Annotated in this window: 14 protein-coding genes; 10 read left to right on the top strand and 4 right to left on the bottom strand. The window is 59.8% G+C overall.

The features are described from left to right. The first annotated feature begins 604 nt into the window (after positions 1–604). The 7 genes from FW789_RS22510 (at position 605) to FW789_RS22480 (ending at position 6720) form a co-directional block, all read left to right on the top strand. The gene (locus FW789_RS22510; protein WP_446432071.1) at positions 605–1789 is read left to right on the top strand and encodes a DUF6708 domain-containing protein; all 1185 of its coding nucleotides are present in this window, start codon (positions 605–607) and stop codon (positions 1787–1789) included. Beyond that, positions 1755–2012 carry a PAAR domain-containing protein gene (locus tag FW789_RS22505; protein ID WP_103437512.1) on the top strand — a complete coding sequence of 86 codons (258 nt, stop codon included), beginning with the start codon at positions 1755–1757 and terminating at the stop codon, positions 2010–2012. Before FW789_RS22510 ends, FW789_RS22505 begins: the two co-directional genes overlap by 35 nt. Before the next feature lie 68 nt (positions 2013–2080). Then, positions 2081–2764, top strand: a complete 684-nt coding sequence (locus FW789_RS22500) for a class I SAM-dependent methyltransferase (RefSeq protein ID WP_207073548.1) — start codon at positions 2081–2083, stop codon at positions 2762–2764. Between the two features lie 138 nt (positions 2765–2902). Further along, positions 2903–3883, top strand: a complete 981-nt coding sequence (locus tag FW789_RS22495; protein ID WP_446432070.1) for an aliphatic sulfonate ABC transporter substrate-binding protein — start codon at positions 2903–2905, stop codon at positions 3881–3883. Positions 3884–3901: 18 nt separating this feature from the next. Then, on the top strand, positions 3902–5263 hold the full coding sequence (locus FW789_RS22490) for an LLM class flavin-dependent oxidoreductase (RefSeq protein ID WP_446432069.1): 1362 nt from the start codon (positions 3902–3904) through the stop codon (positions 5261–5263). Between the two features lie 136 nt (positions 5264–5399). Beyond that, on the top strand, positions 5400–6236 hold the full coding sequence (locus tag FW789_RS22485) for a bifunctional allantoicase/(S)-ureidoglycine aminohydrolase (protein WP_103437516.1): 837 nt from the start codon (positions 5400–5402) through the stop codon (positions 6234–6236). A 157-nt stretch (positions 6237–6393) separates the two neighbouring features. Continuing rightward, positions 6394–6720: a hypothetical protein gene (locus tag FW789_RS22480; protein WP_186700997.1), complete on the top strand. Its 327-nt coding sequence runs from the start codon at positions 6394–6396 to the stop codon at positions 6718–6720. A gap of 16 nt (positions 6721–6736) precedes the next feature. On the opposite strand, the gene FW789_RS22475 is transcribed toward FW789_RS22480, so the two are convergent. From FW789_RS22475 to FW789_RS22465, 3 genes are all read right to left on the bottom strand, one after another. Beyond that, complete coding sequence (locus FW789_RS22475) at positions 6737–7003, bottom strand: DUF1652 domain-containing protein (protein WP_103437518.1); 267 nt, start codon at positions 7001–7003, stop codon at positions 6737–6739. Positions 7004–7219: 216 nt separating this feature from the next. Then, complete coding sequence (locus FW789_RS22470; RefSeq protein ID WP_446432068.1) at positions 7220–8104, bottom strand: pirin family protein; 885 nt, start codon at positions 8102–8104, stop codon at positions 7220–7222. Between the two features lie 108 nt (positions 8105–8212). Next, complete coding sequence (locus FW789_RS22465; RefSeq protein WP_101319788.1) at positions 8213–9094, bottom strand: LysR substrate-binding domain-containing protein; 882 nt, start codon at positions 9092–9094, stop codon at positions 8213–8215. Positions 9095–9250: 156 nt separating this feature from the next. Between FW789_RS22465 and FW789_RS22460 the strand changes: the two genes are divergently transcribed. Both FW789_RS22460 and FW789_RS22455 read left to right on the top strand, forming a co-directional pair. Beyond that, positions 9251–9652 (top strand): MerR family transcriptional regulator, encoded by a 402-nt coding sequence (locus FW789_RS22460; RefSeq protein WP_103437520.1) that lies wholly within the window; start codon positions 9251–9253, stop codon positions 9650–9652. A gap of 20 nt (positions 9653–9672) precedes the next feature. Next, positions 9673–10572, top strand: a complete 900-nt coding sequence (locus tag FW789_RS22455; RefSeq protein ID WP_103437521.1) for a hydroxymethylglutaryl-CoA lyase — start codon at positions 9673–9675, stop codon at positions 10570–10572. A 542-nt stretch (positions 10573–11114) separates the two neighbouring features. Here the strand turns inward: FW789_RS22455 and FW789_RS22450 are convergent. Further along, the gene (locus FW789_RS22450; RefSeq protein ID WP_103437522.1) at positions 11115–11636 is read right to left on the bottom strand and encodes an MgtC/SapB family protein; all 522 of its coding nucleotides are present in this window, start codon (positions 11634–11636) and stop codon (positions 11115–11117) included. A gap of 128 nt (positions 11637–11764) precedes the next feature. On the opposite strand from FW789_RS22450, the gene FW789_RS22445 reads away from it, so the two are divergent. After that, complete coding sequence (locus tag FW789_RS22445) at positions 11765–12004, top strand: DUF3203 family protein (protein ID WP_446432067.1); 240 nt, start codon at positions 11765–11767, stop codon at positions 12002–12004. Positions 12005–12032 lie beyond the last annotated feature (28 nt).

Raw genomic sequence — 12032 nt, 5'->3', positions numbered from 1 at the left:
GGGGGATGGAGCTGTTGGCGGTGGGGACAGAGCAGGCACTGGCATCTCTTGGCCGGAGGAGTGCCTCGGCGAGGGGAGCGAGTATCAGCCTGGGGCGGTATCGTTTATGGGGTGCAGCCTTGGCTGGGGCTGGCGGACTGGTGAGCGCAGTCTTGGACGTAATGGATGCGATCAATGCGAGTAAAAGTGCGATACCCTCTGTAAGTAGACGAGTAAGTTTAACCGGTGCTTACTCAATAAGAGCAGCTGCGACTTCCGCCTTAGTCTTAGCGCAGGCAGGCACTGCATTTGCGCATGCCGGGCCTTTGTTTGAATGGCTTGCACTCCGAAACGCAGGAGTGGAGAGAGCGTCCATGCAAACTCTAGCGGGACTTTCAGCTCGACTTGCTGCCAACAGAGCCGCAAGTCTGCTCCTGAGCAGAATAATACTCGTCAGCGGGTGGGCTGTTCTAGCAACGACAGTGCTAATCATGATCGTTGATGACAATGCTCTCGAGAAATGGTGCAGTAAATGCTGCTTCAGGATCGATATAGCAAATGAAGGTTACGAGACTGATCTGAACGAATTGGCGGAGCTACTCAGCATCGCGCACGAGGGTATGTAATGTATCTTATTGAGTGGCAGGCTTGGGAGCTTGTGATAGATCAGACGCACTCTACTGGAGCCAAGAATAGTAAAACCCCTAGCCTCCCACTGGTTTACGAGTCTGATGAAGCAAGGGATGTTCAAGCAGCACAGCAAAAAGCCAGCGACAAGCCGAGAATCAGAGGCCCTGTCTACACTCTCTCAAACCACATATTGGAGGTGCGAGCAGGAGCCTCAGAAGATAAACGCGGACTCATAAGTATGCTATCAGCGATGGTTCTCAGCCTTATATCAATTGGCGCAATAGCCACAGCGCACTACGCTTCCGAGTTAATCTTTAGCATTGCTGATACTGGCAGAAGCGTTGCACCTGACATCTTATTTCTAGCCATGTTCTTCTTTGCACTAACCTCCTGCTATGCAGCAGCATATCTTAAATATGGGCTTAAAATCACGCGCCTGGAAATGTTCACCTCGCGGCACTTACTGGTTCGATTCAACAGACTCACCGGCCAGGTCCACCTCCACCGTCCTTTATACTGCGGTGGCGTGGTGACCTTACCATGGCACGGAATTACATCATCGGCGGCACCAGGCGGCAACGGCGGAGCTCTCACGCTTTCTCTCTTCTGGTCATCCCAAACTACCAAGATGTTATATCCGGAAATTGTATGGATCGGGAAAGTTTCCACTAACCCTCATGAAATCCAGGCCGAATGGGAGTTCATCCGCCGTTTCATGGACGAAGGCCCTGAGGGCCTCCCCCGCCCACGCATCACTTCACATTTCCCTTGGCCATGGCAGGCATTCACTCCGCAGTTCGAGGGCCTTAGCCATTACTTCCGGCATTCTTCGCAGATCATCAAGTTAGGCCTTGTTCTCATCTCGCCCGCCTTCCTCATCATCGGCCTGGGCCACTGGCTAAGCCTGCTGCTGTGCTGGAAACCGCGCTGGCCAAAAATCATCCGCGAAGCAGGACTACCCGGTAAACCCATCCCGCCGCTAACCACTTTGGCCGACAGGCCGCCTCATATCCAGGAGCGCCTGCGTGAGAACGCCCATCTTTGGGCCATACGCCCGGGCCAGCGGCCGGCGAAAAAACCACGCGCTACCCGTAGGCGAGCCAAGCCCGGCAACCAGTCCACTACAGTCAAGGAGTCCTCCACCGATGAAACCCATCGTGCTGATCGGCCACAAACATAACTGCCCAATTCACGGCACCGGCGAAGTGGTCTCGGGCACCTCTGCGACAATGGTCGGCGGGCGCGAGGTTGCTTGTGTTGGCGACCGCATAAGCTGCGGCGCCGTCATTGCAAGCGGCTCGCCAAGTTATGCCATCGCAGGCAAGGCCGTGGCGCGACTTGGGGACACCACTGACCATGGCGGCACGCTGATCGAGGGCGACAGCGGCTGGCTGGTCGGATGAAGTATCGATGTCACTGGGCCCAGTGCACCGCCTAAGCTTGTACCTATCTGTCACTGCCGGAGCCAGCCATGCCCTCCCCTGACCCTGCAACCCGCCTCCAGCAAAGCTGGCATGACAACGCCCACGCCTGGATTGAAGCCGTGCGCAGTGGCAGCATCGAAAGCCGCCGCCAGGTCACCGATCAAGCGATCCTGCTGGCCATCCTGTCACGCCAGCCACAGCGGGTTCTCGACCTCGGCTGCGGTGAGGGATGGCTGTTGCGCGCCCTCACTGCTCGGGGTATCGAAGCTGTAGGCGTGGATGGCGACTCAACCCTGGTCGAGGCAGCACGCGCAGCCGGCTCATCACCCGTCCACCACTGCAGCTATGAACAACTCGCCAGCGGCGATGTGGGACTGGGCAAATGCTACGACGCGATTTGCGCCAACTTCGCACTGCTTCATCAGGACATCATCCCGCTGCTGAGCGCGATGACCACCTTACTGGCTCCGGGCGGCGTGCTGGTGATCCAGTCGCTACACCCATGGAGCGCCGCCAACGGTGATTATCAGGATGGCTGGCGTGAAGAATCCTTCGCTGGGTTCGAGGGTGATTGGAAGCCGATGCCGTGGTATATGCGCACGTTGACAAGCTGGCTCGCGGCGTTGGACATGGCCGGACTAACCCTCCTCCAACTGCAGGAACCGCAGCATCCACAAAGTCCTGTGCCGCAATCGCTAGTGCTGGTCGCAGAGCTGAAACACAAGGGATAACGCTCAAACCCTATAAACACAAAAGGATATAAAAAGAACAAAACAATCTAACCAAATGGAATTAAAAAAATTGAAAGCCCTGAGCCGCCTCCCTTACGCTGGAGCCCACATTCCAGCCTTCGCTCAGGAGCACCCGCCTTGTCCAACCGTGCCTTTTCTACCCTTCGCCGTCTCTTGCTCGGCGGCCTGCTGGCCAGTGTAGTCAGCTCCATACTGCCTTGGTCACAAGCCATAGCCGACGATGCCAAGACCTTGCGTATCGGCTACCAGAAATTCAACAGCGTAAACATCCTTAAGGGCACGGGCGCCTTGGAAAAGGCGCTCGCTGCACAGGGCGTGAAGGTCAGCTGGCACGAATTCGCCGCCGGCCCGCAACTGCTAGAAGCGCTGAGCACCGGTGCGATCGACCTGGGTCACGCCGCTGATGCACCGTCGGTGTTCGCCCAGGCCGCTGGCAAGCCTGTGGTCTATCTGGCGGCTGAACAGCCCTACCCGCGCGGGATCGGGCTGGTGGTACGCGAACAGGATCACATCACCAGCGTGCAGGAGCTCAAGGGCAAGCGAGTTGCCACTGGCCGCGGCTGGAATGCCCAATACCTACTGGCCGTCGCGTTGCAGCAAGCTGGCTTGAGCTATCAGGACGTTACCCCGGCATACGTCAACAACGCCGCCGATGCCGTCGCCGCGCTGCAATCGGGTAGCGTGCAGGCTTCGACGCTGTGGGACCCGTTCCTGGCAGCAGCCGAGCAGCAACCGGGCTTGAAAAACCTGCGCGATGGCAGCGGCCTGACCAACAACCGGACCTTCTATCTCTCCACCGCAAGCTTTGCCGACCAGCACCGCGAATGGCTGAAGACCTTCTTCAGCGAGCTGGCCAAGGTCAGCCAGTGGGCCAATGCCAAGCCAGCCGAAGTCGCCAGCCTGCTGGCCCCGCAACTGGGGATCAAGCCCGAAGTGCTGGAAGTGGCCAGCGAGCGGCGCAACTACAACGCCGTGCCGATTACCCCAGCCATCGTTGCCGAACAGCAAAAACTGGCCGACACCTTCCAGGGCCTGGGGCTGATCCCGCACAAGTTGAACGTAGCTGACGCGGTGTATCCGACCGCCGTCCTGCCCTGACGCCAAGGAACGCCTCGCATGCCCCGCCCGATTCGCTTCTACGCCTTCAGCATGAACGCCGCCAGTCATCAGTCCCCCGGGCTGTGGCGCCATCCACGCAATACCAGCGTGGCGTTCAACCGGCTGGATTACTGGACTGACCTGGCTCGTCTGCTTGAACGTGGCCTGTTCGACGCGCTGTTCATTGCCGATGTCATGGGCATCTACGACGTCTACCAGGGCGGGCCCGAAGCGGCCCTGCGTGGTGGCGTGCAGGTCCCGGTCAACGATCCCCTGCTGCTGGTCCCGGCCATGGCCGGGGTCACCGAGCATCTGGGCTTCGGCGTGACCTTCTCGTTGACCTACGAGCACCCGTACCCGTTCGCCCGCCGCATGTCGACCCTGGACCACCTGAGTAATGGCCGGGTCGGCTGGAATATCGTCACTGGCTACCTGGACAGCGCTGCACGCAATCTTGGCCTGGCTCGGCAGTTGGGCCATGACCAGCGCTATGACTTGGCCGATGAATACCTGCAGGTGCTGTACAAGCTCTGGGAAAAAAGCTGGGATGACGATGCCGTATTGCTGGACCGCGAATCGGGCCGCTACATCGAACCCTCGCGGGTCCATCCGATTGGCCATCACGGCGAGCACTTCCAGGTCCCTGGGATGCACCTGTGTCAACCCTCGCCGCAGCGCACGCCTGTGCTGTTCCAGGCCGGCGCCTCCGCGCGCGGTCAGGCCTTCGCTGCAGAGCACGCCGAGTGCGTATTCATCAGCGGGCCGACGCCGACGGTGCTGCGCCGTTATGCCGAGGGCGTGCGCCAGGCCAGCGCTGCGGCAGGACGCGGCCCTGGCGAGGTGCTGATTTACGCGCAGGCGCTGTTGATCGTTGCGGACGGCCAAGAACAAGCGCAGGCGCGCTTTGCCGAGTACCGCAGCTATGTAGATCTCGACGCCGCCCTGGCACTGCTGTCCGGCTGGACCGGCATCGACTTCGCCGGCCTCGATCCGGATGCGCTGATTGAATACGTCGAGAATGATGCGGGTCGCGCAGCCCTGGCCGCCTTTACCGCAGCCGACCCAAGCCGGCAGTGGACGGTGCGCGAAGCCGCCGAATTCATCGGCCTTGGCGGGCGCGGCCCAGTCTTGATCGGCTCCGCCAGCGAGGTTGCCGACCAACTGGAGCGCTGGATCGACCAGACCGGTGTCGATGGTTTCAACCTCACTTACGCCGTACAACCGGATGATTTGAGCAATGTCGTCGAGCTGCTGGTTCCGGAGCTGCAGCGGCGCGGCCGCTACCCTTTGACCTACGCGGAAGGCACTCTGCGTCACAAGCTGTTCGGCCAGGGTGATCGCTTGCCGGAACAACACGCAGGGCGCAAGGTGCGTATTTAGTAATCGAATAGCGGGTATTTCAACATTTAATTTGTGGATGGCTGTGCACGGCCCCTATCCTGTCCGTGCATCCCCTGCGGCGCACCGGCCGGTGCGGTTTCCGGCACGGGGAGAGAACAACAAGTCGAGACTGTCCATGTCGAACCATTCCTACTTCGCCCCTCACGGTGGGCACCCCGCTCAAACCGAGCTGCTGACTGACCGTGCCATGTTCACCGAAGCCTATGCCGTTATCCCTAAAGGCGTGATGCGTGACATCGTCACCAGCCACCTGCCGTTTTGGGACAAGATGCGCATGTGGGTTATCGCTCGCCCTCTGAGCGGTTTTGCCGAAACCTTCTCGCAGTACATCGTTGAAGTTGCCCCGGAAGGCGGCAGTGAGCGTCCAGAGCTGGACCCGAATGCCGAAGCGGTATTGTTCGTGGTCGAGGGTGAAATCGACATCACCCTGCAGGGCAAGCATCACACCCTGGCTCCTGGCGGTTATGCGTTCATTCCACCAGGCGCCGAGTGGAGCCTGCGTAACCACAGCAAGGCCAACGTCACCTTCCATTGGCTGCGCAAGCATTACCAGCGCGTCGAAGGCCTGGATATTCCAGAAGCGTTCGTCACCCACCGCGACAATGCGACCAAGATCGAGATGCCGGGCACCAACGGTGGCTGGATCACAACGCGCTTTGTCGACATGGCCGACATGCGCCATGACATGCACGTCAACATCGTCACCTTCCAGCCCGGCGGCGTGATTCCGTTCGCCGAGACGCATGTGATGGAGCACGGTCTGTACGTGTTGGAAGGCAAAGCCGTGTATCGCCTGAACCAGGATTGGGTCGAGGTCGAAGCTGGCGACTTCATGTGGCTGCGGGCGTTCTGCCCGCAAGCTTGCTATGCCGGCGGCCCGGGTCCGTTCAGCTACCTGCTGTACAAGGACGTCAACCGTCATGTGCACCTGACACTCAATCCGCAGCGCTGAATTTCTTCAGGTTGAGCGAAGGTACAACGGGGCTGCTCAGCAGCCCCAACATGCCAAACCGCACTTCATTCTCAACAGACGTTCAATTAAATGAACGTCTGCCCGCCTCCAGCTTCAATATCCTGATACAAGCCTAAGCCATTCAGGAGCCTTCAAAATGCCCGCGTCCGAATGCCCACCCGAGCACCGCCCAGCCAGCAAAAGCACCTACCGCGCCGCCAGTGCCTGCCTGGAGCTGGATTACGTCCGTGACACGCTGTTTGGCCCCGTGGCACACCGCGCCGAATGCCACGTGCAATTTGCCCCGGTTAACCTACAAGGTGCGCCAGCGCTCAGGTTGCATGTTTCGCCGCCGCTGCCGGCGAAGTTACAGAGCGCCCACAGTGTGGCGTTCAGCTTCGACGGGCGCAGCTATCACGGGGTAGTACGCCAGCACGGCAAGTGCGGCGATGGCGGGATCAATCTGCTGGTCGAACTGCAGTAACCGACACGGCCAGCGATCAGGCGATCCGCTTGGTCACGATCGGCTGCTGAGCCTGCCGTTGTTGAGCGCGAAGTTCTGCTACCAAGCCAACCAGATCGCGGCAGCTGTTAAGACTGTCGATCGGCACCTCGGTCAATGTCACGCAGTCCTTAAGGCTTGGGCCCTCGCCCAGGCGGATGGTCAGGCTGGCCCCGTCAGGGCAACTGACCTCGCACCGATCAGGCAGGCAGGCCTGTTCGATGATTTGCCGCATTTCCAGCATTGAAACACCTATCAACGACATGGTACGACCCTCTTCGTGGGATGGCCTGTTGTCTTTGAGTACGCCGTCTAGGGCGAGGCGTCAGCCGATGTTGCTCGCGTTCAAGCGACGGTCCATTCGCCAGAACATCCAATACGCAGCAATCCACTAGCACCTTAGTGGAAGATCATCGGGCGGCGGCGACCGTTCGTTATGCCAGTGGCATGGCGCGACGGGCGGTCAGGCCATGACTGGCGATCAGTGCGCAGGGCCGTGTCCGCCACCCATTTTCCCAAAGCGGCCAGCCTGATAGTCGTCGAATGCTTCGGCAATCTGCGCCTGACTGTTCATCACGAAAGGCCCATAACCGATGATCGGTTCGTCAATAGGCTCACCGCTGAGCAGCAGCAATACCGCCCCTTCCTGCGTCTCAATATGAACCCCGGTGCCGGCGCGGTCGAGCAGTACCAGGCTGGCCGGACCCGCTTCGCGCTCGCCATTGACCCTGACACTACCGAGCAGTACGACGATGGCAGCGTTACGCCCTGCGGCGACCGGCAATTGCAATGCAGCGCCGGCATTGAGGTGCAGATCCCAGACGTCCATCTCGGTAAATGTGCACGCCGGCCCGGCGGCGCCCTCGAACTCGCCAGCGATCACCCGCAGGCTGCCGGCCTGGTCGGCCAGCGGCACAACCGGGATATTCGCTGCCAGCAGTGTCTGGTAACCCGCCGGGGCACGCTTGTCCCGCGCCGGCAGATTGACCCACAGCTGCACCATCTCCAGTGCTCCGCCGCTGCGGGCAAACGCTGGCGAATGGAATTCTTCATGGATGATGCCATCGGCAGCGGTCATCCACTGCACATCCCCCGGCCCGATCAAACCGCCGGCGCCCGTGGAGTCGCGATGCTCGACTTCGCCCTGGTAGACGATGGTCACAGTCTCAAAGCCGCGGTGCGGGTGTTCGCCAACGCCGCGCCGAGCGGTAGTGGGCGCAAACTCGTGCGGGCCGGCGTAATCCAGCAGCAGAAACGGACTGATATGCCGAGCCAGTTGGTCATAGGTAAACAGGCTGCGCACCGGAAAACCATCGCCCACCCAGTGCCCGGCAGGGGCATGATGAACGCCCAGAATGTCTTTCATGAGAGGTCTCCTTTTTGACTGGGTACAAGCTTACCTGCGGTGATAATCGCGCAATAGACGGTGTAAACAGCACTGATTGTCTCGCTGACAGGACAATCTGCGTGCCTGTCAGATGGCATGAACCATCAGAAGCTCTGTCAGCACCTGCGCCAACGAGCGCACCATCTGCTCGGCAGTTGGCCTGTGCACTATGACAATCTCGTAGCTGTCGACCTCCGGCAAGCCGTGCTCAGTGCCCAGTACGCGGTGTTCAGCCGTCGCAGCACGCGGCGGCAGCAGGCTCACCCCCATACCATCAGCAACCGCCGCCTGAATCCCGCTCAGGCTGGAGCTGGTGAAGCTGATGCGCCAGCGCCGGCCCATGCCCTCGATAGCGTTGATCATGTCATCGCGGTACAGCCCACGCGGGGGGAAGGTCACCAGAGGAATTGGATCGAGCTCGAATGCCGGCAGCCGTGCGCTGTCGATCCATTGCAGGCGCTCGGGCCAGCAGGCTACCCCTTCGCGGCTGTTGCGCCGTTGTTTCAGCAGCACCAGGTCCAGTTCACCATTGTCGTAGGCTTGGCTGAGGTCGCGACACAGCCCGCTGGTCACCTCGAGCTTGACCTGCGGATGGCGCCGGCTGAAGTCAGACAGCGCATTGGTCGTGCGCCCGCCGACGAAATCCTCCGGCACCCCAAGCCGCACCGTAGTGCCGACCATCGCGCCGGCCAGGGCTTCGAGCATCTGATCGTTGAGCGCGAGCATGTGCCTGGCATAGCCAAGCAAGGTCTGTCCGGCATCGGTAGGCAACACATCACGATTGCCCCGCACCAGCAGGCGATGGCCGACCATTTCTTCCAGCCGCCTGACTTTTTGACTGATGGTCGATTGAGTCGAGTGCAAGCGCGCCGCGGCAGTGGTGAAGCTGCCGCAATCGGCCACCACAACGATCGCGCGCAACAAGTCGAGATCGAACAACGCCCTATTCGATTTAACGCTGATAGACATCGCAGAATTCAATTTATAAATGATCAGCCTCGTTTGTAGCATGCCTGCTAGCACTGAACCACCTGTGCGCATGGCAAGTACTGATTAAGCCGGGACGCCTTGACGTAAACGTCAAGGCCCCAGTAGCTTAGCGGGATAAATCTTCCGAGCCCAAGCATGAGCACCCAGACCTACAGCATCTCCGACCTGTCCCGTGAGTTGGACATCACTACCCGGGCCATCCGCTTCTATGAAGAGCAAGGCCTGATCAGCCCTGAGCGGCGCGGGCTGGAGCGCATCTATAGTGCCCGCGACAAGGTCACGCTCAAGCTGATTCTGCGCGGCAAGCGCATCGGTTTTTCCCTGGCTGAGTGCCGCGAGCTGATCGAGCTGTACGACCCGCGCGGTGGCAACTTCAAACAGCTCAACAGCATGCTGGTGAAAATTGCCGAACGCCGCGCGCAGCTGGAGCAGCAAATGCTTGATATCGAGCAGATGCACCTTGAACTGGATACCGCTCAGGAGCGCTGCGAGCAAGCGCTTGCCGCCACGCCCAAACCCTCCGACAGCACGTGCTGACTCGCCACAGGAACCCTGCCATGTCATTGCCAACACACGTTCGCCTGGTTGAAGTCGGCCCACGCGACGGGCTGCAGAACGAAGCCCAGCCGATCAGCGTCGCCGACAAGGTGCGCCTGGTCGATGACCTGAGCGAGGCCGGTTTGTCATACATTGAGGTGGGCAGTTTCGTCTCGCCCAAGTGGGTCCCGCAGATGGCCGGCTCGGCCGAGGTCTTCAGCGCGATCAAGTATCGTCCTGGTGTCACCTACGCAGCGTTGGCGCCGAACCTGCGTGGTTTTCAAGACGCGGTTGCTGCGGGTGTCAAAGAGGTAGCGGTATTCGCCGCTGCTACCGAGGCGTTCTCACAGCGCAATATCAACTGTTCGATCAGTGACAGCCTGCAGCGCTTCGAACCCATCATGGAGGCAGCGCGCAGCCATGGCGTACGGGTGCGCGGGTACGTGTCGTGTGTGCTTGGCTGTCCTTATGAAGGCCGAGTCAGCGCCGAGCAGGTTGCTCCGGTAGCCAAGGCGCTGTATGACATGGGTTGCTATGAGGTCTCGCTGGGCGACACCCTCGGTACCGGCACTGCCGGTGACACACGCAGATTGTTTGAAGTGGTCTCAGCGCAGGTGCCGCGTGCACAACTGGCCGGGCACTTCCACGACACCTATGGCCAGGCCCTGACCAACGTCTACGCAAGCCTGCTGGAAGGTATCCAGGTGTTTGACAGCTCGGTCGCCGGGCTTGGCGGCTGCCCTTATGCCAAGGGCGCTACCGGCAACATCGCCACTGAAGATGTGCTTTACCTGCTGCAGGGGTTGGGAATCGAGACCGGCATAGACCTCGACCGGCTGATCGCCGTCGGCCAGCGCATCAGCCAGGTGCTGGGGCGACCGACAGGCTCGCGTGTCGCGCGGGCCCGTAGCGCACAATGAGTCACACTAATGTCATCAATGTGTGGGCCTGGTGTTACCGCCCCCACGTTCCGCAGCGGAAATTCGGGTAACAGGGAAACAATTCGACAGAATTTCTCGCAGTGAAAAGACGCAGGAAATAGCCAAGCCGTTGATTTTCAAGGGTTTTGAAAAGTTGGCACGCCACCTGCTATATCTCTGACATAACAAGAACAAAAACGTGACACCCAATAAAAACAACAGGTAACGGCTCTGACATAACAAGAACAACACGGCAGAGGCGTAGCAAGCAGATTTTTTTGGAGTAGAACTGATTTCCTGGGGGTTAACCCCGCGGCCTGACACAGAACAACAAAACTACCTCCAGGTAGCCACAGTCACGGTCGGATCAACATGATGAAAGCAGGTCAGCGCTCAAAAAAATACGTTTGCTCTTGACCCCGCATGGGGGTTGCTCGCAGCACCGAGGCAGGCTTACAAAAACAACAAAAGGCCAGTCTTCAATAATAACAACAGAGCAGGCAGCAACGATTTGAGGGGAGCTTCGGCTCCCCTCAGTGCTATCAGCCCTCTTCTTCCCGCTGCTTCTGATCATTGCCTCCTTCGACCTTGTCTACCAGCTTGGGCATGGTGCTCAGCACCAGCAGCGCCAGGATCGTACTGATCAGCGCAGTCGCCTCCCGCCCCATCCCGGCAGCCGTACCAATGGCTGCGGTCATCCATAAGCCCGCCGCAGTAGTCAGCCCCTTGACGTGGCTGGGATCCCTGCCATTGCCTTTAAGAATGGTACCCGCACCCAAAAAGCCGATACCTGCAACGATGCCCTGGATTACCCGGCTCAGCGCCTGAGCATCTGCGCCGGCCATACTCGGCGCCAGCACGAACAGTGCTGCACCCAGGGAGACCAGCATGTGCGTACGCACGCCAGCAGACTTGCCGCGATGTTCCCGCTCAAAGCCCAGCACGGCGCCCAACAGCGCGGCCATCAGCAAACGCACCAGAATGCGTGTGACCTCCTCGACATTGGTCACATCGGCAAACTCGGCCTGGATAGTCTCCAAAATCGTCTCCCAGCCGCTTTCCATCAACACCCTCCTCTGCCCGTGTTGACGGTTGACCCCTCAGCCTATGCCGAAGTGCCGTTTCGATCAGCCAATGCAGCAACCAGGGCAACCGTGCGGTCACTAATAGCAACCACCCAGAGGACGTTGACATGCCTATAGAAGTTGACCAGAACAGCCGCCACTGCACGCTCATCGGCGACAAGCTGCGGATCGAGGGCAATGGCCCGGAAGTCGAGATCGTCACTGACGAGCAGTTGCGCATGTCCGTCGCTGTGCTTGCGGGGGAGCGCATACCGATCACCGAAGCGGAGGCTGACGCGCTCACTGTTATCGGTGCGGTAGATAGCCGCAGACATCTGAAGACAAGTGAGCCTGGCTCGGTAATCTAAGGGTTTGGCGCGGCCTACGAGATAACTG

This window comes from Pseudomonas sp. 1121_17 (genome assembly GCF_052850745.1).
Note: the sequence above shows the minus strand (reverse complement) of the source record. Positions and strands in the feature narration are given on the sequence as shown.

Excerpts from the sequence above, each read along its gene's own strand:
- FW789_RS22465 (WP_101319788.1), bottom strand. The coding sequence starts at position 9,094 with ATGTCTATCAGCGTTAAATCGAATAGGGCGTTGTTCGATCTCGACTTG.
- FW789_RS22460 (WP_103437520.1), top strand. The coding sequence starts at position 9,251 with ATGAGCACCCAGACCTACAGCATCTCCGACCTGTCCCGTGAGTTGGAC.
- FW789_RS22450 (WP_103437522.1), bottom strand. The coding sequence starts at position 11,636 with ATGGAAAGCGGCTGGGAGACGATTTTGGAGACTATCCAGGCCGAGTTT.
- FW789_RS22475 (WP_103437518.1), bottom strand. The coding sequence starts at position 7,003 with ATGTCGTTGATAGGTGTTTCAATGCTGGAAATGCGGCAAATCATCGAA.
- FW789_RS22505 (WP_103437512.1), top strand. The coding sequence starts at position 1,755 with ATGAAACCCATCGTGCTGATCGGCCACAAACATAACTGCCCAATTCAC.
- FW789_RS22445 (WP_446432067.1), top strand. The coding sequence starts at position 11,765 with ATGCCTATAGAAGTTGACCAGAACAGCCGCCACTGCACGCTCATCGGC.
- FW789_RS22480 (WP_186700997.1), top strand. The coding sequence starts at position 6,394 with ATGCCCGCGTCCGAATGCCCACCCGAGCACCGCCCAGCCAGCAAAAGC.
- FW789_RS22455 (WP_103437521.1), top strand. The coding sequence starts at position 9,673 with ATGTCATTGCCAACACACGTTCGCCTGGTTGAAGTCGGCCCACGCGAC.
- FW789_RS22485 (WP_103437516.1), top strand. The coding sequence starts at position 5,400 with ATGTCGAACCATTCCTACTTCGCCCCTCACGGTGGGCACCCCGCTCAA.
- FW789_RS22510 (WP_446432071.1), top strand. The coding sequence starts at position 605 with ATGTATCTTATTGAGTGGCAGGCTTGGGAGCTTGTGATAGATCAGACG.
- FW789_RS22500 (WP_207073548.1), top strand. The coding sequence starts at position 2,081 with ATGCCCTCCCCTGACCCTGCAACCCGCCTCCAGCAAAGCTGGCATGAC.
- FW789_RS22470 (WP_446432068.1), bottom strand. The coding sequence starts at position 8,104 with ATGAAAGACATTCTGGGCGTTCATCATGCCCCTGCCGGGCACTGGGTG.
- FW789_RS22490 (WP_446432069.1), top strand. The coding sequence starts at position 3,902 with ATGCCCCGCCCGATTCGCTTCTACGCCTTCAGCATGAACGCCGCCAGT.